20 protein-coding genes are annotated in these 20,664 nt (G+C 65.9%); 9 read left to right on the forward strand and 11 right to left on the reverse strand.

Features of this window, described 5'->3' with window-relative positions:
- Window positions 1-404: 404 nt before the first annotated feature.
- The 8 genes from ACZ5CM_RS14760 to hemN form a co-directional block, all read right to left on the reverse strand.
- Complete coding sequence (locus tag ACZ5CM_RS14760) at window positions 405-560, reverse strand: hypothetical protein (RefSeq protein WP_464639726.1); 156 nt, start codon at window positions 558-560, stop codon at window positions 405-407.
- A 201-nt stretch (window positions 561-761) separates the two neighbouring features.
- Window positions 762-1,544 (reverse strand): succinate dehydrogenase iron-sulfur subunit, encoded by a 783-nt coding sequence (locus tag ACZ5CM_RS14765; RefSeq protein WP_464639727.1) that lies wholly within the window; start codon window positions 1,542-1,544, stop codon window positions 762-764.
- A gap of 75 nt (window positions 1,545-1,619) precedes the next feature.
- Window positions 1,620-2,426, reverse strand: coding sequence for a hypothetical protein (locus ACZ5CM_RS14770; RefSeq protein ID WP_464639729.1), 807 nt, complete (start codon window positions 2,424-2,426; stop codon window positions 1,620-1,622).
- Window positions 2,427-2,507: 81 nt separating this feature from the next.
- Window positions 2,508-4,313: a succinate dehydrogenase flavoprotein subunit gene (gene sdhA, locus ACZ5CM_RS14775; protein ID WP_464639730.1), complete on the reverse strand. Its 1,806-nt coding sequence runs from the start codon at window positions 4,311-4,313 to the stop codon at window positions 2,508-2,510.
- A 12-nt stretch (window positions 4,314-4,325) separates the two neighbouring features.
- Window positions 4,326-4,703, reverse strand: a complete 378-nt coding sequence (sdhD, locus tag ACZ5CM_RS14780; RefSeq protein ID WP_464639731.1) for a succinate dehydrogenase, hydrophobic membrane anchor protein — start codon at window positions 4,701-4,703, stop codon at window positions 4,326-4,328.
- 11 nt (window positions 4,704-4,714) lie between these two features.
- On the reverse strand, window positions 4,715-5,098 hold the full coding sequence (sdhC, locus tag ACZ5CM_RS14785; RefSeq protein ID WP_464639733.1) for a succinate dehydrogenase, cytochrome b556 subunit: 384 nt from the start codon (window positions 5,096-5,098) through the stop codon (window positions 4,715-4,717).
- Window positions 5,099-5,418: 320 nt separating this feature from the next.
- Window positions 5,419-7,347, reverse strand: a complete 1,929-nt coding sequence (locus ACZ5CM_RS14790; protein WP_464639735.1) for an elongation factor G — start codon at window positions 7,345-7,347, stop codon at window positions 5,419-5,421.
- A 291-nt stretch (window positions 7,348-7,638) separates the two neighbouring features.
- Complete coding sequence (gene hemN / locus ACZ5CM_RS14795; protein ID WP_464639737.1) at window positions 7,639-8,994, reverse strand: oxygen-independent coproporphyrinogen III oxidase; 1,356 nt, start codon at window positions 8,992-8,994, stop codon at window positions 7,639-7,641.
- Between the two features lie 60 nt (window positions 8,995-9,054).
- Here hemN and fnrL point away from each other — a divergent pair, with 60 nt between their 5' ends.
- A complete protein-coding gene (fnrL, locus tag ACZ5CM_RS14800; protein ID WP_464639739.1) occupies window positions 9,055-9,798 on the forward strand; it encodes a transcriptional regulator FnrL in 744 nt (247 codons plus the stop codon).
- Window positions 9,799-9,872: 74 nt separating this feature from the next.
- Here the strand turns inward: fnrL and dapB are convergent, their stop codons facing one another.
- A complete protein-coding gene (dapB, locus tag ACZ5CM_RS14805; RefSeq protein ID WP_464639741.1) occupies window positions 9,873-10,682 on the reverse strand; it encodes a 4-hydroxy-tetrahydrodipicolinate reductase in 810 nt (269 codons plus the stop codon).
- A 100-nt stretch (window positions 10,683-10,782) separates the two neighbouring features.
- Here dapB and rbfA point away from each other — a divergent pair, with 100 nt between their 5' ends.
- From rbfA to ACZ5CM_RS14845, 8 genes are all read left to right on the forward strand, one after another.
- Window positions 10,783-11,178, forward strand: coding sequence for a 30S ribosome-binding factor RbfA (rbfA, locus tag ACZ5CM_RS14810; RefSeq protein WP_464639743.1), 396 nt, complete (start codon window positions 10,783-10,785; stop codon window positions 11,176-11,178).
- On the forward strand, window positions 11,175-11,930 hold the full coding sequence (locus ACZ5CM_RS14815) for a phosphodiester glycosidase family protein (RefSeq protein WP_464639744.1): 756 nt from the start codon (window positions 11,175-11,177) through the stop codon (window positions 11,928-11,930). Before rbfA ends, ACZ5CM_RS14815 begins: the two co-directional genes overlap by 4 nt.
- 78 nt (window positions 11,931-12,008) lie before the next feature.
- Entirely contained in the window at window positions 12,009-12,914 is a 906-nt protein-coding gene (gene truB, locus ACZ5CM_RS14820; RefSeq protein ID WP_464642638.1) for a tRNA pseudouridine(55) synthase TruB, read from the forward strand.
- 94 nt (window positions 12,915-13,008) lie between these two features.
- A complete protein-coding gene (locus ACZ5CM_RS14825; RefSeq protein ID WP_464639746.1) occupies window positions 13,009-13,518 on the forward strand; it encodes a DUF1643 domain-containing protein in 510 nt (169 codons plus the stop codon).
- Between the two features lie 97 nt (window positions 13,519-13,615).
- A complete protein-coding gene (locus tag ACZ5CM_RS14830) occupies window positions 13,616-14,611 on the forward strand; it encodes a calcium-binding protein (protein ID WP_464639748.1) in 996 nt (331 codons plus the stop codon).
- Window positions 14,612-14,796: 185 nt separating this feature from the next.
- The gene (gene rpsO, locus ACZ5CM_RS14835) at window positions 14,797-15,066 is read left to right on the forward strand and encodes a 30S ribosomal protein S15 (RefSeq protein ID WP_464639750.1); all 270 of its coding nucleotides are present in this window, start codon (window positions 14,797-14,799) and stop codon (window positions 15,064-15,066) included.
- 169 nt (window positions 15,067-15,235) lie between these two features.
- The gene (pnp, locus tag ACZ5CM_RS14840; protein ID WP_464639752.1) at window positions 15,236-17,377 is read left to right on the forward strand and encodes a polyribonucleotide nucleotidyltransferase; all 2,142 of its coding nucleotides are present in this window, start codon (window positions 15,236-15,238) and stop codon (window positions 17,375-17,377) included.
- A gap of 140 nt (window positions 17,378-17,517) precedes the next feature.
- Window positions 17,518-18,171 (forward strand): RluA family pseudouridine synthase, encoded by a 654-nt coding sequence (locus tag ACZ5CM_RS14845; protein ID WP_464639754.1) that lies wholly within the window; start codon window positions 17,518-17,520, stop codon window positions 18,169-18,171.
- A 7-nt stretch (window positions 18,172-18,178) separates the two neighbouring features.
- Here ACZ5CM_RS14845 and ACZ5CM_RS14850 read toward each other — a convergent pair whose 3' ends face one another.
- Together ACZ5CM_RS14850 and ACZ5CM_RS14855 are read right to left on the reverse strand one after the other, a co-directional pair.
- Entirely contained in the window at window positions 18,179-19,024 is an 846-nt protein-coding gene (locus ACZ5CM_RS14850) for an alpha-1,2-fucosyltransferase (protein ID WP_464639756.1), read from the reverse strand.
- 164 nt (window positions 19,025-19,188) lie between these two features.
- Window positions 19,189-20,628, reverse strand: coding sequence for an aldehyde dehydrogenase family protein (locus ACZ5CM_RS14855; RefSeq protein WP_464639758.1), 1,440 nt, complete (start codon window positions 20,626-20,628; stop codon window positions 19,189-19,191).
- Window positions 20,629-20,664 lie beyond the last annotated feature (36 nt).

Raw genomic sequence — 20,664 nt, forward strand, 5'->3', positions numbered from 1 at the left:
CGTCGCTGCATGACCGCGCGGGGACGGGCCCTTGGGCAGAGGCGCGTGCGTTGGCGTCTTGCGCGCGCATATGCTGCAAGAGGCCGACTCGTTCAAGCCCTTTCTTGCAGCTCGATCAGTTTCGTTTCACCCCGCCCCGCCGGTGCCGCAGACAATCCCGCGGGGGGGCGTCTGCGGCTGATTCTGCGCCGCAGAACGCGCATCGCCACAAACTCTGCCTGCGATCCTGCCGCCAGCGGCAGTCACGCGTCAGCGTCGTCGTCCGGTGCCGCCAGGCGAAATAGATCAGCACCCCGACAAGAAGGATCAGCAACAGGATCGGCAAGACCGGCACCCTCCGTCATTCCGGCGCTCCATGCCAGACCTGACATGTCGGGGCCGGACTTGCCATGCCCGTCAGGTCTTCACGCGGCCTGGTGATACTCGATCGCTTCGGCCTCGGCCCCGGCATCATCGATGCCCCCTGCGGCTTCGGCTGGCTCGTAATAGGCCCACGCGTCTTCGAGGATCCGCAATGCGCTTTCGGCGGGGCTGAGCGGGAGTTCGACACCTTTCTCCATGCTGTTCTCCATGAGCTGCGACAAGCTCCTCCCGGGAACCAGACTATGCCTGACCGGCGCCGGTTTCACCCCCCAACCCGGCAATCTCGACATGCGGGGAAAGCATGGCTGACCGCTCATTGCCCGTGACCCGCCCCGAAAAGGAAACTCCGCCCGCGGGGCGCAGGCGGAGTTGCAACGCATCGCCCGCAGCCAGCGGCGTCAAAGCTGGCGTTCGACCATCATGTGCTTGATCTTCGAAATGGCCTTCGCCGGGTTCAGGCCCTTGGGGCAGGTCTTGGTGCAGTTCATGATGGTGTGGCACCGATACAGCCGGAACGGATCTTCGAGATTGTCCAGCCGCTCGCCCGTTGCCTCGTCGCGGCTGTCGATGATCCAGCGATAGGCATGCAGCAGCGCCGCCGGGCCAAGGTAGCGATCCGAGTTCCACCAGTAGCTGGGACAGGCGGTGGAGCAGGAAGCGCACATCACGCATTCATAGAGGCCATCGAGCTTCTTGCGGTCCTCGACGGACTGTTTCCACTCTTTCTGCGGCGTGGGCGAACGGGTCTCCAGCCACGGCATGATGGAGGCATGCTGGGCATAGAAATGGTTGAGGTCCGGGATCAGGTCCTTGACCACGGCCATGTGTGGCAGGGGATAGATCTTGACCACCGGCTTCTTCACCTCGTCCATCGTATAGAGGCAGGCCAGCGTGTTGATGCCGTCGATATTCATGGCGCAGGAACCGCAGATGCCTTCGCGGCACGACCGGCGAAAGGTCAGGGTCGGGTCGATATTGTTCTTGATGTAGATCAGGGCGTCCAGGATCATCGGCCCGCAATCGTCGAGATCGACGAAATAGGTATCCACGCGCGGGTTCTGCCCGTCATCGGGGTTCCAGCGGTAGATCTGGAACTGGCGCAGATTGGTGGCGCCCTCCGGTTTCGGCCAGGTCTTGCCGGTCACGATCCGGGAATTCTTGGGAAGGGTCAGCTGGACCATGTTTTCACCTCCTGGGGGGTGGGGGCCTCCGAAATCGGAGACGATATGATTGACGGGCAGGCAGCGGACATCGGATCACGCACCCCCCGCAACGAACAGGTTCTGGTTCGCACTCACCAGATCGACAATGCGTGCGCGCGCCGGGGCATCCAGATTCAACCCGTTGAGCAGCCGCACGAATTCCAGAGCACCCGCGTTGAGACCACGGTTGCGACGCCCTGAAAGCGGACTCAACGCCGCAAGCCGCGTCTCGGGCACGCCCGCGTGACGAAGCAGCTGGAGACCCGGCCGCGTCTCGTCGGTCTCGTCCTCGAGGCGGAAAACCCGCACCCGGTGCTCGCCGACATGGGCGACCATCCGTTCGGCCAGATCCTCCCACGTGCCGCAGCCGGCGGTTTCCTCCAGAAAGGCGCCAAGCGACCCCGCATAACCGTCCGAGCGGACAGCCTGGCTGTGGACGCTTCGTTTCCAGTCGCTCATTTCGCGGGTGTAGATCACGTATTCCGGCGCGCATGGCGCAAGGGCGGCGTCAAGAAGATCCATGATCTTCTCGAACCAGGGATAAAGCGTGACGACACCGCCTTTCCCCATCATCGCGCCGGCCAGGTTCTCGTGACTGAGCAGAACCGGCACCTCGCCACCGCGCAACCCGTCGCGAAGCGATGCCGCAAGGCCGCTCAGGACCGCCTGCCGCTCGGGCGAGGGGTCAAGGCTGAACTGCATCGCGGCCCGTCCCAGCCGACGCGTCAGCGTGCCCCGCGCAGGGGTGAGCACCTCCAGCACATCGGCCAGCGCCTCGGCGTTGCGCTGCAGGAAATGATGCAGCGACGTGGAGGCGGTCTTCTGGACGCCGCAATGGACGATCAGGCGCCGGCGGGCCATTCTGTCGGTTTCCTGCGTCACTGCACCTGTTCCGCCAAGGGGTTTCCCCCGGCCCGCCGGAGGGCGCGCCGGGGCATGTGATCAATAGACCCGCTTCTTGGGCTTGATCTTGTCCGGGTCGATCCCGCCTTCTTCGGGCGGGGTCAGGGGCCTAGTATGCACCGGGCGGTAGTCCAGCGTCACCTTGTTCCCTTCGACCCAGGCCAGCGTGTGCTTGCGCCAGTTCTCGTCGTCGCGCTCGGGATAATCCTCGTGCGCGTGGGCGCCGCGCGATTCCTTGCGCGCCTCGGCACTGACGATCGTGGCTAGGGCATTGGGCATCAGGTTTGCCAGCTCCAGCGTCTCCATCAGGTCCGAATTCCACACCAGCGAGCGGTCGGTCACCTTCAGATCGTCCATTTTGGCGGCCACGGCGGTCATCTTCTCGACCCCTTCGGCCAGGGTCTTGTCGGTGCGGAACACGGCGGCGTCTTCCTGCATGGTGCGCTGCATCTCAAGCCGCAGCTCGGCCGTGGGGACGTTGCCGTCGGCATGGCGGAACCGGTCGAAGCGGTCCAGCGCCCTGTCGATCTGCGCCTTCGGAGCCTCGGGCACCGGCGCATCCGCCTCGACCACCTCGCCGGCCCGCAGCGAGGCCGCCCGCCCCAGCACCACCAGGTCGATCAGTGAGTTCGAGCCCAACCGGTTGGCCCCGTGCAGCGATGCGCAGGCGGCCTCGCCCACCGCCATCAGGCCGGGGACCACCGCATCGGGGTCGTCCTTGGTGGGGTTGAGCACCTCGCCCCAGTAGTTGGTGGGAATCCCGCCCATGTTGTAATGCACCGTGGGCAGGACCGGGATCGGTTCCCTGGTCACGTCCACACCGGCAAAGATGCGCGCCGATTCGGCGATGCCGGGAAGGCGCTCGTGAATGACCTCGGGCGGCAGGTGGGACAGGTTCAGATGAATGTGGTCCTTGCGCGGCCCGACGCCGCGGCCTTCGCGGATCTCCAGCGTCATGCAGCGGCTGACCACGTCGCGGCTGGCCAGATCCTTGTAGGTGGGAGCGTAACGCTCCATGAAGCGTTCGCCTTCCGAGTTGGTCAGATACCCCCCCTCGCCGCGCACGCCCTCGGTGATCAGCATTCCGGGGCCGTAGATGCCGGTGGGGTGGAACTGCACGAACTCCATGTCCTGCAGAGGCAGGCCCGCGCGGGCCACCATGCCGTTGCCGTCGCCGGTGCAGGTATGGGCCGAAGTGCAGTTGAAATAGGCCCGCCCATAGCCGCCCGTGGCCAGCACCACCATCTTGGCGTTGAAGACATGAAGGGTGCCGTCATCCAGCTTCCAGGCCAGCAGGCCGCGGCAGGCGCCGTTCTCGCTCATCAGCAGGTCGATGGCGAAATACTCGATGAAGAATTCGGCGTTCTGCTTGAGGCTCTGGCCATACAGCGTGTGCAGAATGGCATGCCCGGTGCGGTCGGCCGCGGCACAGGTGCGCTGCACGGGCGGGCCTTCGCCGAACTCGGTCGTATGACCGCCAAAGGGGCGCTGATAGATCCTGCCCTCTTCGGTGCGCGAAAACGGCACCCCGTAATGCTCCAGCTCGTAAACCGCCTTGGGCGCTTCACGGGCCACATATTCCATCGTGTCCATGTCGCCCAGCCAGTCCGACCCCTTGACGGTGTCGTACATGTGCCACTGCCAGTGGTCGGGGCCCATGTTGCCCAGGGAGGCGGCGATACCACCCTGCGCCGCAACCGTATGCGACCGGGTCGGAAACACCTTGGTCACGCAGGCGGTGCGCAGCCCCTGTTCGGCCATGCCCAGCGTGGCCCGCAGCCCCGCGCCCCCGGCGCCGACCACTACGACATCGTAGTCGTGACTTTCGTATTCATATGCAGCCATTTCGTCAGGTCCTCACTGCGTCAGCGCCAGCTTGCCCAGCGCAAACAGGCCGGTGGCGGTCAGCCCGTAGCTCAGCACGATCACGCACATGATCAGCACCTTGCGGGTGGATTTTCTGGTGTAGTCCTCGATCATGATCTGCGCACCACGGCGGAAATGCTGCATCCCCACCAGCAGCACCAGCCCGGTCACGATCGCCGGGATCGGGCGCGAAAAGACAGCGATGACATTGTCGTACCCGCTGCCCAGCGCCTGCCCGAAGATGACAATGAAGGTCGGCACGATCAGGGCCAGACCGAAGGCGCTGACCTGCATGTACCAGTGATGTTCGGTGCCCGTGTGCGACGCCCCGCGCCCCTCGGCGCGCTTGCGGTCGGTCAGATAGCGCATGCCTGCCTCCCTCAGATGATCAGCAGCGTCACGGCGGTCAGCACGACCGACCCGATGACACATGCCCAGCCAAGCCTTTCGGCGGTTTCGATATCCATGCCCTTGCCGGCATCGAAATACAGATGCCGCAGCCCCGCCAGGTAGTGATACCAGACCGCCCACAGCGACAGGATCATCACCAGATCCCCGAACCAGGACGTGATCACGCCATCGACAAAGGCGAAATAGCTTTCCGAGGTCGCCGCGGCCATCAGCCACCAGACCAGAAGAAACGCGCCGACAATCAGCGCGTTTCCCGAGATCCGGGTCAGGATCGAAGAGATGGCCGTCATCTGCGGACGATAGATCTGAAGATGCGGGCTGAGCGGACGCTCACGCGGAGTTGGACTTGCCATGGCGGCTCCTTTCCGTTGGGTTGCGTCGTTTTTACTCGATTTCATGGCCCTGTCACGTGGGGTAGCGGAAACAGGATCGATTTTTTTGTCCGATGCAAAGGAAATGGCAAATTTGCGATCACAAATACCACGACCGTGATCGCAGCCGAAGACCCGAGGGCGCTTTCCCACCCCGACTCGCCCCATGAAGCCGCATACCGGTTGGATCATTTGTGATCACACGTCGAGGCAGAGACAGGATGCGGACTTCCTCTTGCCCCAAATACTCCGGGGGGTGAGGCCCGCAGGGCCGAGGGGGGCAGAGCCCCCCTTCGGTCACCTCAGGCAGGGGCAACCTTGCGCCTTGCCGCTTCCGGAACCGGGCCGTGCACCTCCTCGTAATGGTCGAAATGGAACTCGGCCCAGCCGGTGCCGCGCGTGGCACTTGCGAGAGAATGAATCAGATCGTCGCGCGCAATCGCCGGCAGCAGGGCGTTGAACACCTCCCAGCCGGCCGCCTGTGGATGCGCCTCGAACCCCAGCACCTGCCCCTGAAGGCTGCTGATGGTCGGGACCAGATCGCCCACGAAATCCGAAGGCAGGTGAATCTCGGCCCGCAGGATCGGCTGCAGGAGAACCGGGTTCGCCTTGGCGATAGCCTCCTTCACCGCCATCTTGCCGGCGGTCCGGAACGCATAGTCGGAACTGTCCACCGAATGGTGCTTGCCATCCTTCAGCGTCACCTTCACATCGACGACCGGATGGCCCTTGGGCCCTTCCTCAAGCGCATCGCGGGCGCCCTGCTCGACGGCGGGGATGTAGTTGCGCGGCACCGCTCCGCCCTTGACGATCTCCTCGAACTCGAAACCCGTCCCCCGGGGCAGGGGCTCCACGTCGATGACCACGTCGGCAAACTGGCCGGCCCCGCCCGACTGCTTGCGGTGACGATAATGCTGCTCCACCTTGCGGGTGATGGTTTCGCGGTATTCGCTCTGAACCGGCTCCACCCGGACCTCGACGCCGAAATCCGTCTCCAGCTTCTCGGCCACCCGGCGCATGTGCAACGGCCCTTGCGTGCTCAGGATCGCCTGACCGGACATCTCGTCCTGGGTCAGCGCCAGGCCGGGATCGATCTCGGCCAGTCGCGCCAGCGCGCTGGAAAGACGCACGTCGTCGCGCTCATGCGCGGGCAGAACCAGCTGCCGGGTGCCGCCGGGCCTTCCATGCGCCCATTCGGGAAACGGCGTGGCACCGCCCGCCGCATAGAGTCTGCCGGGGACCAGGTGATCGGATTTCACCGCCAGCCCCACCGCGCCCGGCGCCAACGCCTCGACAGGGGTCTTGGCATCCAGCGCCACAAGGCTGCCGATGGCGGCACCATCCAGCTGATCATGGGCCTTCACACCGGCACCCAGGGCCCGCAGCACGGTGATCTTGCCGATATGCTTCTTCACGTCGGCAAAACCGCCCAGCGCCACCGCGCCGTCACCGACCCCCAGCCGCTCGCCAAGGACGTCGAGCCCCGGCGCCTCGTGCCGCAGCGCCTTCATCAGGCGGCGAACGCCATTGCCATGCGCCGCCGCACCTATGCAGGCCGCGATCAGCTGCTGATGCTGAACGACCTCGGCCGCAAGATGGTAGATCTCGTCGCTGGGCGGCTGCTTGTCCTCGATCAGCTGTTCGAGAAGATGATCGTCGTAATCCGACAATTCTTCCAGCAACTCGGCGCGGGCCTCGTGCTCGCGCTCCTCGACCGATTGCGGGATCTCGATCAATGCCGAGGGTTCGCCCTCGCGGTATTTCCACGCGCGCTCGGAAATGAGATCGACCGCACCGACGATCCGGCCGCCCTCGCGAATCGGAACCTGGCGAAGCGTGATGTGGTGGCGGGCATATCCCTGAAGTGCCGAAACGATATCGCGGATGCGGCCATCGGCACTGTCCATCCGGTTGATGAACAGGAAACAGGGCACGCCGGATTCTTCGATCAAGCGAAGATAGGGCGCCGAAAGGACCGCCGCATCCGGGTCGGGCGGTACGCACAGGACCACGGCATCACTGATGGCAAGGGCCGGGCCCGCATAGGCCATGCTGTCGGCGCCGCCATCAAGGTCGATCGCCATCCAGGGTTCGTCCAGATAGGTGAATTCGTGCAGCGTGACGACACCGCAGACGTCGAACCGGGTGGGTCGGCCGTCCAGGCCGGCAAGGGCCCGGGCAAGAGTGGTCTTTCCCGACTGGGTCGGGCCTAGAACGGTGAAGACTCGCATGATGATCTGCCCCTTTCGTCCGCTTCATGATTCATGGTCACTACACGACCTGAGAACAGACGGATGGCCGGCATCCGCAGGTTTCGCCTTGATCTGAGATCCTGCCTCGGCGCAAACCGCACCTTCCGATCCCCGACCGGATGTGGCGCGCCCTGCCGTGAGGATGTTGGAAACCAATCCCCGCCCCGTCAAGTGTCTCGGCCGCATTTCAGCCTGCAATCTCCACGGTCAGCCGGCGCGCATGAGCGCGCCGGGACGTTCACTCGCACGCCCCCTCCGGCCCGGCGAGGTTCAGATCGCCGAGCTGTGTCCCGCCTTGCTCAGGTCATAGGCGTCGAAATCGCGCGCGATCATCCGGGTCAGCGGGCGCACGGCTTCGGGAATGATCAACCCCTCTTCCGAGACCTGCAAGAGCCCCTCGAAATCGCGATTGACGCGGGCGAACTCGCCTGCGAGCCACTCGCGCGAAACATGGAAGCTTTCCCGGATTTCCGCGGCATCGATGCGGAATTCGCACATCAGCATCTCGATCATCCGGGCACGAAGGCGATCCTCGCCCCGGAACACGTGCCCGCGCGTGATCGAGAACCGCCCCGCGCGGATCGCGCCCGTATGCGCCCCCGTCGCCGGTGCGTTCTGCGCATAACCCTGCGGAAATTTCGAAATCGACGAGGCCCCGATCCCGATCAGCACCTGCGCCGTGTCGTCGGTATAGCCCTGGAAGTTCCGGCGCAGCCGGCCCTCCCGCAGGGCGCGGGTCAGGCCGTCCTCCTGCGTCGCGAAATGATCGATGCCGATTTCGGCGTAATTGTCCCACAGGAACAGCTGGCGGGCGGTCTCGAACAGATCCAGCCGCGCCTCGGGGGTGGGCAGGGCGTCCGAGGGGATCAGCTGCTGGCGCTTGGCCATCCACGGTACATGCGCATAGCCATACAGCGCCACCCGGTCGGGGTGCAGCGACAGCAGTTTCTGGACGCTTTCGGTCATCCGGGCCCGCGACTGGTGCGGCAACCCGTAAAGGATATCCGCGTTCAGGCTGGGTATCCCGTGTGCGCGGATCAACTCGACCGCATCGCGGGTCACGTCATAGCCCTGGATGCGCCCGATGGTCTTCTGGATCTCGTCGTCGAAATCCTGCACCCCGATCGAGGCGCGATTGAGCCCGTTGCGGGCCAGCGCCGCCATGCGGTCCTCGTCGATCTCGTTGGGGTCGATCTCGACCGAGAATTCGCCGCCCTCGGCCATCGGCGCCACCTCGAAGATGGCGCCGGCCAGCTCGTCGATCATCCCCCCTCGCAACAGGGTGGGCGTGCCGCCGCCCCAGTGCAGGCGCGACAGCCTCACACCCTCGGGCAGGCATTCGCCCAGAAGCTTCAGCTCGGCCTTGAGCGTCTCCAGATAGGCCGCGACCGGCGAATCAGTCTGCGTGCCCTGCGTTCGGCACGCGCAGAACCAGCACAGGTTGCGACAGAACGGCACATGCACATAAAGCGAAATCTCGCTTTTCGGCGGGATGGACGCGATCCACTCGCCAAAAAGTTCAGGCCCCACGTCATTATTGAAGTGGGGCGCGGTCGGGTAGCTGGTGTACCGCGGCACTTTGGCCTCGAACAAACCAAGCCTGGCGAATTGTGATTTCGTTCCCATCAGCCTAGATTAGATGGAACCCGAGCAGATGCTCTTTGACGCAGATCAACTGGATTTCCCATGAACGCAGCCGTGATGAGCCTCCATAACAAGTGCGACGACTGCCCGATCCGGCACCGCGCGGTCTGTGCCCACTGCGACCCGCAGGAGCTCGAGGAACTCGACGCGATCAAGTATTATCGCACTTTCGAAGCGGGTCAAACGATCATCTGGTCGGGCGACAAGATGGGATTCGTGGGCTCCGTGGTCTCGGGCATCGCGACCCTCACCCAGACGATGGAGGACGGGCGCACCCAGATGGTGGGTCTTCTGCTGCCCTCGGATTTCGTTGGCCGGCCGGGGCGGGATTCGGCCGCCTACAACGTGGTCGCCACGACCAACATCGTCATGTGCTGTTTCCGCAAGAAGCCGTTCGAAGAGCTGATGGCCCGCACCCCGCATATCGCGCACCGGCTTCTGGAAATGACGCTGGACGAACTCGACGCGGCGCGGGAATGGATGCTGGTTCTGGGGCGCAAGACGGCGCGGGAAAAGATTGCAAGCCTGCTGTCGATCATCGCCCGCCGCGACGCGTCGCTCAGCCAGACCGGCGTCAACGGCCCCATGCTGTTCGACCTGCCGCTGACGCGCGAGGCCATGGCCGACTATCTCGGGCTGACCCTGGAAACCGTCAGCCGCCAGATCTCGGCGCTGAAGAAGGACGGGGTGATCCACCTCGAAGGCAAACGCCGCGTCACCATCCCCGACCTCGGCCGGCTGATGGAAGAGGCCGGCGACGACAGCGACGGCGGCTTCCTGGTCTGAGCCGGCGCGAACGCCACGTCTGCGCCCCGTATCTGCCGAAATTCGCCCCTCGGCCTGCCGAAAGAGGGGGGCGTTCACAATCCCAGCACATCGGCCATGTCGTATTCGCCGGGCGCCCTGCCCTGCCCCCACAGGGCGGCCTTGAGCGCACCGCGGGCGAAGATGGCGCGATCGGTGGCCACGTGGCGCAGGATGATGCGTTCGCCGGCGGCGGCGAACATCACGTCATGTTCACCCACGATGTCGCCTCCGCGGATGGCGGAAAAGCCGATATGCCCCCGTTTCCTGGGTCCGGTCAGCCCGTCGCGCCCGCGATCGGCGACATCGGACAGCTTGACGCCACGCCCTTCGGCGGCGGCCTCGCCCAGCATCAGCGCCGTGCCCGAGGGCGCATCGACCTTGCGGTTGTGGTGAGCCTCGATCACCTCGATGTCGAAATCCTCGTCAAGCGCGGCGGCGACGCGCCGGGTCAGCTGTACCAGAAGATTGACACCGAGGCTCATGTTTCCGGCGCGGATGATGACCGCATGGCGGGCGGCGGGGGCCAGCCGGGCAATCTGGTCTTCGCTCATGCCGGTGGTGCCGATCACGTGCACCGCCCGGGCCTGGGCCGCCAGTTCGGCAAACTGCACGGTCGCCTCGGGCGCGGTGAAGTCGATGATCGCCTGCGCCCGGGCGAAGGCCTCCAGCGGGTCGTCGGTGACGGTCACGCCCAGCGGCGCCCCGCCCATGGCCTGCCCCACGTCCTGGCCGACCCAGTCATGGCCGGGTCGTTCGACGGCGCCGACGAGGTGGGCCTGTCCGCTTTCGCTCACGGTGCGGATCAGCATCCGGCCCATGCGGCCCGATGCTCCGGTGACGACGATTCCCGGCTTGTGTGTCATGACTGCGTTTCCTTCCCCGTAGTGGCCCCGTGCCGATACAGGGTGACTATCCAATCGCGGCACGCTTGGCAAAGCCCGTTGCAAGGCGTAGATCAGCCCCATGGCAAAGAACAGGTTTCATGATGGACCCGGCCCGTCGCAGCGGCAGTTGCGGGTGGGCGAGCTGATCCGCCGCACGCTGGCCGAACTGCTGGCACGCGGGGCCGTGCACGACCCCGACCTGAACCGGCTGTCGGTCACCGTGGGTGAGGTGCGCACTTCGCCGGATCTGCGGGTGGCGACCGCCTTCGTCCTGCCCCTGGGCGGGCGCGGGCGCGAGGACGTGCTGAAGCTGCTGGAGCGCAACAGGGGCGAGTTGCGCCGCCTCGTCGGGAAAAAGCTGGGGCTGAAGTTTTCGCCTGAACTGCGGTTCCGGCTGGACGAGACCTTCGACCATCTGGACGAGGCCCGGCGCCTGTTCGAACAGGACGCGGTTCGCCGCGACCTCGAGAAGTGATCCGGCGGGCGGCGGGAATTCTGGCGCTGACGGTGGCGGCGATCCTTGCCGCCGACCGGGCAGGCGCGGTCACGTGCCGAAATGTCGAGCATGATTCGAACCGCTACACCCTGTGCGAGGTCGATCCCTCGCGCGAAGAGCTGCGCCTGTTCCTTTACGACCCGGAAGGCCGCCCCTTTGGTCAGTTCCGGGCCGTGAATGCCGCCCTTGCGGCGCAAGGCAAACGCCTGGCCTTCGCCACCAATGCGGGGATGTATCACGAGGATCGGTCGCCGGTGGGCCATTACGTCGAGGACGGGCGCGAATATCATCGCGTCGTGCCCGGCCCCGGGCCGGGCAATTTCGGCATGCTGCCCAACGGCGTGTTCTGCATCCGCCCCGGCCGGGCCGACGTGATCGAAACCCGGCGCTTTCTGGCCGAACGGCCCGCCTGCCTCCACGCCACGCAATCCGGGCCGATGCTTGTCATCGATGGCGAACTGCACCCCCGCTTCCTGCCCGAATCGACCTCGCGCCATATCCGCAACGGGGTGGGCAGCAGCGCGGACGGCAGGCGGGTCGTGTTCGTCATTTCTCGCAACACGGTCACCTTTCACGAATTCGCGCGGTTCTTCCGCGATGGCCTGGGACTGCCCAACGCACTCTATTTCGATGGCAGCATCTCGCGGCTTTACGCCCCGCAGATCGGTCGCAACGATCCCGGGCGCGCGATGGGCCCGATCGTCGGCGTGGTGGAAAGCCGCGAAGAATAGCCCGGGCAAGGGCGTCACGCGCCGTTGACCGCCGCGCCGAAGGCCGTATAAGGCGCGGCCTGCATCGATGACGGGGAAATCAGGATGGCACGCAAGGGACGGAACATTTCGGGCTGGCTGGTGATCGACAAGCCGGCGGGGATGACCTCGACCGCGGTGGTCAACAAGGTGCGCTGGGCACTGGGCGCGCGCAAGGCGGGCCATGCCGGCACTCTGGATCCGACCGCGACCGGGCTTCTGGCCGTGGCGCTGGGCGAGGCGACCAAGACCGTGCCCTATGTCACCGATGCGCTCAAGGCCTACCGCTTCACCGTGCGGCTGGGGCAGGCCACCAATACCGACGACGCCGAGGGCGAGGTGATCGCGCAAAGCGACCGGCGCCCCTCGGACGATGAGATCAAGGCCGCGCTGGGCCGCTTCGTGGGCGAGATCATGCAGGTGCCGCCGAAATTCTCGGCGGTGAAGATCGACGGCAAGCGCGCCTACAGGCTGGCCCGCGACGGCGAGGAGGTCGAGATCGCCGCCCGCCCGCTCTGGGTCGAAGAGCTGGTGATGGTGGATCGCCCCGACCCCGATCACGTGGTGCTGGAGATGACCTGCGGCAAGGGCGGCTATGTGCGCGCCATCGCCCGCGACCTGGGCGAGGCGCTGGGCTGCTACGGCCATGTGACCGAGCTGCGCCGGCTGTGGGCCGGCCCCTTCACCACCGAAGGGGCGCTGAGCATCGACGACATCGAGCGCATGGCCCGCACGCCCGAGCTGGACGAACATCTGCGCCCCCTGGAGGATGGGCTGGCCGAGCTGCCCGAGCTGCGCTGCACGCCCGAAGGCGCCGCCCGCCTGCGGCACGGCAACCCCGGCATGGTGCTGACGGCGGATGTGGAATATGGCGACGAATGCTGGGCCTCTCTGGACGGCAAGGCGGTCGCGGTGGGGATCTACAAGGCCGGCGAGCTGCACCCCACGCGGGTGTTCAACCACTGAACCGACCGCGGACCTGCCGCCTGCCGCCGCGGACCGCGCCCGGCAAGGGGCCCCGCCGGTTGCGCCGCCGCCTGCGGGCGGGCACAACGGCACCATGATCGAACGGAGTTTCCTCAAGGGCGACGCGCCGTCATCGGCCGTCTATTCCGACTGCGAACGCTATCGCTACAGCCTGACGCGGGTGTGGAACCCGCAAGGCGCGCGCGTGATGTTCGTGATGCTCAACCCTTCCACCGCGACCGAGATCCGCAACGATCCCACCGTGGAGCGCTGCGAACGCCGCGCCCGGGCGCTCGGCTTCGGGGCGTTCCGCGTCACCAACATCTTTGCCTGGAGGGCCACCGATCCGCGCGAACTGCGCGCCGCCGCCGACCCGGTGGGGCCGGACAATGACGCCGCAATCCTGAAGGGCGCGGACTGGGCCGACCGGATCATTGCCGCCTGGGGCAGCCACGGGGCGCATCTGGGCCGCGGCGAACGGGTCGAAGCGATGCTGCGTGCGGCCGGTGCCCGATTGTTCCATCTCGGCCTGACCAAGGCAGGACACCCCCGGCATCCCCTGTATGTCAGCTACCGGGAACAACCGGCGCCATGGATGGAGTGAAGACTCCGTTAACCACTCCGGCATATCGTGTTTGACCGGCTTGCACCGGAATGGTTGAATTGCCGTGTAACGACGCAATCTTTGCGAGGATCGCGCGATGCTCTTTCTGGCCGGTCTCCTGGGCCTGATGGCCGTCAGCGGCGCCATTCTGCTGGACGGCGGGGCGGACCCGCTGTCTGACGAAAATGACTCGGGCAGCACACCCGACATGGCGGGCGATGCCGGGGATGGCATCGGGGGTGGCGCAGGCGATCACTCGGGCGCGGACACGACAGATCCCGAGGGATCGGAAGGCGACGGCCTCATTCTGCCCGGATCCGACGACGCCGACACGCTTGCGGGTGCAGACGGCAACGATCAGATCAATGGCTATGGCGACGACGACATGGTCTCAGGCGGCGACGGAGATGACGATCTGTATGGTGCCGAGGGTGACGACAGCATCACCGGCGATGACGGCAGCGACCGGATCGACGGCGGGTCCGGCGACGACGCCCTTGAAGGCGGGGACTACAATGACCTGCTCTTCGGGAATCTCGACGATGACCGGATCGACGGCGGGTCCGGCGACGATACGATCCATGGCGGACAGGGGGACGATGCAATCACGGGCGGCGGCGGTGCCGACGCCCTGCATGGCAATGACGGCGACGATGCCCTGACCGGCGGACAGGGCGGTGATTCCCTGTTCGGCGGAGCCGGGAACGACACGATCGATGGCGCCGACGACGATGCCGCCGACTTCCTCAACGGCGGGCAAGGCGATGACATGATCCTTGCCGGGGCCGGCGACATCGTGACCGGCGGCACCGGGGCCGATTCGATCATCCTTGGCGCGCTGGCCGAAGGCGAAGAAGCGGTGGGGCTGATCGATTTCGACCCGTCCGAGGACCAGCTTCTGGTGGCATGGGATCTGAACGCACACCCGGATCCCGAGGTCGATATCCGGCCCGACGCGGAAAATCCCTCGGTCAGCCACGTCTTTGTGGATGGCACCCATGTAGCCGCGGTCGAATCCGGGGCTGCGATTTCGGCAGATGACATCGTTGTGGTCGACGCGGCATCGCTTCCGGCCGGCCTTGCCGCCGAATGACCCACCCGGTTGAGGCGCGCGATACCGAATACCCTTTGCCATTTCCGCAAAATGCGCCTATACGCGCGCATCTGCGTCGGAATCGCCTCGCAACGGGGCGGTTTGGTGCGGACGTATCTCCACGGGCCTGTGCTGGACGACATCCCGGCCTGCGCCATTCACCCCAACCCATGAAGGAGACCCCGATGTCGATCACTGCCGAGGAAAAGGCCCGCGTGATGAAGGAATTTGCGACCAGGGAGGGCGACACCGGTTCGCCCGAGGTTCAGGTCGCCATCCTCACCTCGCGGATTGCCACGCTGACCGAGCACTTCAAGGTCCACAAGAAGGACAATCATGGCCGTCGCGGCCTGCTGAAGATGGTCGCCCAGCGGCGCAAGCTGCTTGACTACCTCAAGGCAAAGGACGAAGCGCGCTATCAGTCGCTGATCAAGCGTCTGGGCCTGCGCCGCTGAACATGGAAGACCGCGCCCCTCATGGGCGCGGTTTTCACTTCATCCGAAGGGACGCGCGGTCGGGCCTTGCCGCGCGGACGGGACGAAAGAAACCAGAGGTCGCGGGCATGGGGCCCGCACGAAATCGGCGCCAGGGGATACGCCCCGCCGCGCCAGGATAGGAAACGAAATGTTCGACGTTACGAAAAAATCGATGCAATGGGGGGAAGAGACCCTCACCCTGGAAACGGGCAAGGTCGCCCGTCAGGCGGATGGATCCGTCATCGCCACCCTTGGCGAAACCACGGTCATGGCCAACGTGACCTTCGCGAAAGAGGAAAAGCCCGGTCAGGACTTCTTTCCCCTGACCGTCCACTACCAGGAAAAATACTATGCCGCCGGCAAGGTGCCGGGCGGCTTCTTCAAGCGCGAGGCGCGCCCGACCGAGAAGGAGACGTTGACCGCGCGCCTGATCGACCGGCCGATCCGCCCGCTTTTCGTGCCCGGCTTCAAGAACGAAGTGCTGGTCATGTGCACGGTGCTCAGCCATGACCTGGTCAACGACCCCGACATCGTGGCAATGATCGCCGCCTCGGCCGCGCTGACGCTGTCGGGGGTGCCCTTCATGGGGCCGATCGCCGGCTGCCGCGTCGGCTATGTCGATGGCGAATATGTGCTCAACCCCACCGTGGACGACATGCACGAGCTGCGCCTCAACCCCGAGCAGAAGCTCGACCTGGTGGTGGCCGGCACCCGCGATGCGGTGATGATGGTCGAATCGGAGGCCTACGAGCTGTCCGAGGCCGAGATGCTGGGCGCCGTGACCTTCGCCCATGAGCAGATCCAGCCGGTCATCGACCTTATCATCGAGCTGGCCGAAGAGGCCGCCAACGAGCCCTTCGACTTCACCCCCCGGGACTACTCGGCCCTGCTGGAGGCGGTGACCAAGGTCGGCGAAGAGAAGATGCGCGCCGCCTATGCCGTCACCGACAAGCAGGAGCGCGTCGCCGCAGTCGCCGCCGCCCGCGAGGCCATCCGCGCCGCGCTGAGCGAAGAGCAGCAGGAGGATCCCGACCTCGACGCCGCCATCAAGAAGCTGGAAAGTTCGGTGCTGCGCGGCGACGTGGTGAAGAACGGGCGCCGCATCGACGGGCGGGCGCTGGATCAGGTGCGCCCGATCGTGGCCGAAACCGGCCTGCTGCCGCGCACCCATGGCTCGGCCCTGTTCACCCGCGGCGAGACCCAGGCGCTGGTGGTGACCACGCTGGGCACCGGGGATGACGAACAGTTCGTCGATGCGCTGCACGGCACCTTCAAGTCCAACTTCCTGCTGCACTACAACTTCCCGCCCTATTCGGTGGGCGAGGTCGGCCGCGTCGGGCCTCCGGGCCGGCGCGAGATCGGCCACGGCAAGCTGGCCTGGCGGGCGCTGCAGGCGGTCCTGCCGGCCCCGACCGAGTTCCCCTACACGATCCGGCTGGTCTCGGAGATCACCGAATCGAACGGCTCGTCCTCGATGGCCACGGTCTGCGGGGGCTCGCTGTCGATGATGGATGCCGGCGTGCCGCTCAAGGCGCCGGTGGCCGGCGTCGCCATGGGGCTGATTCTGGAAGAGGATGGCTCATACGCGGTGCTGACCGACATCCTGGGCGACGAGGATCACCTGGGCGACATGGACTTCAAGGTTGCCGGCACCGAAAAGGGCATCACCTCGCTGCAGATGGACATCAAGGTCGCCGGCATCACCCGCGAGATCATGGAAAAGGCGCTGGAGCAGGCCAAGGCCGGCCGGCTGCACATCCTGGGCGAGATGAACAAGGCGCTTTCGGGCGTCGGCGAATTCTCGGTCCACGCGCCGCGCATCGAGACCATGCAGATCCCCACCGACAAGATCCGCGAGGTGATCGGCTCGGGTGGCAAGGTGATCCGCGAAATCGTCGAGACCTCGGGCGCCAAGGTGGACATCAGCGATGACGGAACGATCAAGATCGCCAGCCCCAATGCCGAGGCCATCCAGAAGGCCCATGACATGATCCATGCGATCGTGGCCGAGCCCGAGGTCGGGCAGATCTACCGCGGCACGGTGGTCAAGATCGTCGATTTCGGCGCCTTCGTGAACTTCTTCGGCAAGCGCGACGGGCTGGTCCATGTCAGCCAGATCGAGAACCGCCGCCTGAACCATCCCTCGGACGTGCTGAAAGAGGGACAGGAGGTCTGGGTCAAGCTGCTGGGCTTCGACGACCGCGGCAAGGTGCGCCTGTCGATGAAGGTGGTCGATCAGGAAACCGGGCAGGAAATCGCCCGCGAGAAGAAAGAGGAAAAGGCCGGCTGACCGGCCCCTTTCCCGAATCTGCAAGGCCCCGGCATCTGCCGGGGCCTTCGCGTTTTGTGGCTTCGGTGAATGCGCCACCTGCGGCCCCGCCGGTGGCGGGGGAACTTGCCGGCAGCCGACCCGGCGGTTAGGGAAACGCCATGACCGATGACGCCATCTATGCCCCGCCGGACGAGCCGATCGAGATCCTGCATGAGGACGCGCATCTGCTGGTGGTGAACAAGCCCTCGGGGTTGCTCAGCGTTCCGGGCAGGGGCGCGCATCTGGCCGACTGCCTGCTGACGCGGGTGCAGGCGGCCTTTCCGCAGGCGCTTCTGGTGCATCGGCTGGACCGGGATACCTCGGGGGTGATGGTCTTTGCCCTGACGCCGCACGCTCAGCGCCATCTCGGCCTGCAATTCGAAAGGCGGCAGGTGAAAAAGACCTATCTGGCGCGGCTGTGGGGCCGGCTGGAGCCGAAGCGGGGCGTGGTCGATCTGCCTCTGATCGTGGACTGGCCGAACCGTCCACGCCAGAAGGTATGCCATGAAACCGGGCGTCCGGCGCTGACCGAATGGCGGGTGCTGCGTCACGAGGGGGAAACGACGCGGGTGCGGCTGATGCCGAAGACCGGGCGCAGCCATCAGCTGCGGGTGCACATGCAGGCGCTGGGCCATCCGGTCTTGGGCGATCCGTTCTATGCCGAAGGGCCGGCGCGCGATTTTCCCCGCCTCTTTCTGCATTCCGAGGAGTTGCGCCTGCGCCACCCCGAGGGCAGGATCGGGATGCGCTTTCGGGCGCCTGCCCCGTTCTGAGGCGGCCTCAGCCGCCGATTCGCATCCAGCTTGGCGGCAGGATGTCGGGGTTGTGCAGCTTCGGGTCGGCGAACCAGCGCGCGGGGGCGGCGACGCGTTTGTCCGGCTTCGGGTTCAGCCAGGCGCCCCACCATGAAAAGGACGAGTTGGCGATGACATGGTGGCGGCACAGGGACATAAGGCGCATGTCCTCGAAATCGGCCTCGCCCCCGTTGAAATCGACCACGACCTTTTCGCAGGGCAGGGGAAGGTTCTCGCGCGCCCAGTCTGGATCGTCGGAGAAGACGAACACCGTGGGGCACCCGCCGAGCCCGTCGAGCACCCGTGCAAGCGCGGCGTCGTAATAGGCCTGATCGCACAGCGCATGGGCCTCCAGCGCCACATAGTCGCCTCTGCGGACATGCAGCGAGACCGACAGGGTTTCACCGATCCGCGCCGCCATTTCGGCATTGCGCGCATCGCGGATGGGGGGGAAGGCGAAGTCGCGGCGGATCTCGTCGGCGATATGGGCGAAATATCTTTCCGACTGCCAGTATCCGTGCAGATAGCTGTTGTCGCCCCAGCTCTCGATGGCCCGGTTGTAGCCGAGGCCGCGCTCGCGCCGGAATTTCGGGTTGGATCCGAACAATCGCCACAGCGCGTAGCGCAGAAGCGAATCATGGCGCGCCGGCGGCAGGGCGGGCGGGCCGGCAAGCGGCAACTCGAACACCCGTGTGAGGACCCCTTCGCCGCGGCGGATGGCAGTGCGCGCATCCAGCGCCACCTTCGCCCCCAGCCGCGCCGCCAGGCCGCGGGCGGCGGCGTATTGGAACATCTGGTTGCCGAGGCGGCCGTGCAGGCGGGTGATGATCATGGGGACGGAAACTGGCCTTATGTGCCGGTGGCGCGGTCGGAGGCGGGGGCTCTGCCCGTCGCCATTGTCGCTCGGACCAATGGCGCGTCAATGGCGACCCCCCGGAGTATTTCAGGCAAGAGGAAGGGAGAAGGGCCGGGGTCAGCCGGCCCGGGGTGTCAGGCTCATTCGGGGGTCCAGCCGCTGACGGCCTTGATTTCCAGGAAGTCCTCGATGCCGAAGACGCCGCCTTCGCGACCGTTGCCGGATTGTTTCATGCCGCCGAAGGGCGAGCCGGCGGCGCGCGGCTGGCCGTTCATCTCGACCATGCCCGAGCGCAGAGCGCGGGCCATGCGGTTGGCGCGGGCGGGGTCTTGGGTCTGGACATAGTTGGTCAGCCCGTAGGGGGTGTCGTTAGCGATTGCGACGGCCTCTTCCTCGGTATCGAAGGGGATGATGCACAGCACCGGGCCGAAGATTTCCTCGCGCGCGATGGTCATGTCGTTGGAGACGTCGGCGAAGACGGTGGGGCGCACGAAATAGCCCTTGTTGAGCCCCTCGGGGCGGCCGGTTCCCCCGGCCACCAGGCGGGCGCCCTCGTCGATGCCGGTCTGGATCAGGTCTTGGATCTTCTGCCACTGGGCGGCGTTGACCACGGGGCCGATATGGCGGCCCTCCTCATGGGCGCTGGCGACCTGCACCGATCTTGCCACCTCGGCGGCGGTTTCCACGGCCCGATCGTAGATGCTGCGCTGGACCAGCATGCGCGAGGGGGCGTTGCAGGACTGGCCGGTATTGTTCATCATGTGCAGCACGCCGCGTTTGACGGCCTTTTCGTCGGCGTCCTCGAAGATCACGTTGGCGCCCTTGCCGCCCAGCTCCAGGTGGACCTTTTTCAGCGTTTCGGCCGCGTTGATCGAGATCAGCCGCCCGGCGCGGGTCGAGCCGGTGAAGCTGACCATGTCCACATCGGGATGGCCGGAGAGGCGGGTGCCGACGCCGGCTCCGTCCCCGTTGACGAGGTTGAACACGCCCGGGGGGAAGCCGGCCTCGTCCATCATCTCGGCGAAGATCATCGCGTCCAGCGGGCTTTCCTCGGAGGGTTTGAGCACCATCGTGCAGCCGGCCACCGCCGCCGCGCCGACCTTGAGCGTGATCTGGTTCATCGGCCAGTTCCACGGGGTGATGAGGGCGGCCACACCCACGGCCTCGTAGATGATGCGGTCATTGGGGGCGTGATCGCCAAGCGGGCGTTCGAAGGCGAAGTCCCTGGCGGCCCGGATGAAATTCTTGAGGTGCCATGCCCCGGCGCCCACCTGCTGCGTGCGGGCCATGTCGATGGGCGCGCCCATCTCGGCGGACATGGCCTGCGCCAGGTCCTCGCCACGGGTCTTGTAGATGTCCAGCAGCTTCTCCAGCAGCGCGATGCGTTCGGCCGGTGGCGTGGCCATCCATCCGGGCAGCGCGGCGCGGGCCGCGGCGACGGCGGCATTGGTGTCTTTCTCGGAGCCCAGGGAAATCACCGCGAAGGGCTCTTCGGTCGAGGGGTCGATCACCAGGTGGTCGCGGGCCTGCGCGGGCGCGACCCATTCGCCGTTGATGTAGAATTCGCGCTTTTCGATCATGGTCGCTTCTCCCGATTGTCAGTTTGGCCGACCGAT

Source organism: Piezobacter thermophilus, assembly GCF_055386745.1.